The organism is Variovorax glucosi, assembly GCF_051216695.1.
Classification (GTDB): Bacteria; Pseudomonadota; Gammaproteobacteria; order Burkholderiales; family Burkholderiaceae_C; genus Variovorax.
The window spans coordinates 1-1,032 of sequence record NZ_JBPJZE010000406.1; the positions used below are offsets into that span (position 1 = coordinate 1).

Below are 1,032 nucleotides of genomic sequence, written 5' to 3' on the forward strand. Positions count from 1 at the left end.
ATCAAGCTGACACGCCGGGTTGCCATCATCTCCAGGTGTCAAAGGCATCGATCTGGAGAGAAAAAGCATGGCCGCAGGTATCCTTGAAAAGAAGCACCTGCGCCCGCGGCCGCAGCAGGGATTCACGCTCATCGAGCTCATGGTGGTGCTTGTCATCATGGGCGTGCTCGCGGCGCTGATCGTGCCGAACCTGATGGGTCGCCCCGACCAGGCGCGCGCCACGGCGGCACGCCAGGATGTGGGTTCCCTCATGCAGGCGCTCAAGCTGTACCGCCTCGACAACGGCGAGTACCCCGGCGCAACCCAAGGGTTGCGGGCGCTGGTGGAAAAGCCTACGTCGGGCAAGGTCCCGCAAAACTGGCGCAACTACCTCGAGCGGCTGCCTAACGACCCCTGGGGCAAGCCGTACCAGTACCTCAATCCCGGCACCAACGGCGAGATCGACGTGTTCTCGCTTGGCGCCGACGGAGAGCCTGGCGGAGAAAAAGCCAACGCCGACATCGGTTCCTGGCAGCTTTAGGCGGGCTCATGGCTAAAACCAGGGGGCGGCCTGCAGGCCAGCAACGCCGACGCTGGGCAAAGTTCGGTCGCAGTGCGCAGCGTGGCATGGCCATCATCAGCGTGCTGCTGGTTGTCGCAGTGATCGCGGTGCTTGCTTCGGCGCTGCTCGGAAGGCAGACCGCGGCGATCCGGGCCGCCCAGACGGAGCAGACGCTTGCGCAGGCGCGGTGGCTGCTTCGCGGCGAAATTGCGCGCGCTCAACTCGTACTACGTGCTGAGGCGCAGCGCGAACCTGCCACCCGCCTCGACGGACTTTGGAACCGCCCCGTGAACGGACAGGTTCTTGGCCATATCGAGGGCGCGTCCGCAAGGGCATTTACCGAGATCATCGACGAGCAGTCCAAATTCAATCTGCGCAACCTCGTGAACGCTGGCCAGATCGATCCGGTCGAGAGCGCGGCCTTCCTGCGGCTGTGCGCGCTGGTGGGCGTTTCGGCGGACCAGGCTGACCGCATGGCCCGCCGGGTGGTT

General features: G+C 64.9%; 1 protein-coding gene and 1 pseudogene. Both read left to right on the forward strand.

The window, feature by feature from the left end:
- The first annotated feature begins 67 nt into the window (after positions 1 to 67).
- Positions 68 to 520: a type II secretion system major pseudopilin GspG gene (gene gspG, locus ACSFA3_RS26050; protein WP_435464425.1), complete on the forward strand. Its 453-nt coding sequence runs from the start codon at positions 68 to 70 to the stop codon at positions 518 to 520.
- A gap of 86 nt (positions 521 to 606) precedes the next feature.
- Positions 607 to 1,032: pseudogene (locus ACSFA3_RS26055) on the forward strand (type II secretion system minor pseudopilin GspK); the annotation flags it as partial.

Excerpts from the sequence above, each read along its gene's own strand:
- gspG (WP_435464425.1), top strand. The coding sequence starts at position 68 with ATGGCCGCAGGTATCCTTGAAAAGAAGCACCTGCGCCCGCGGCCGCAG.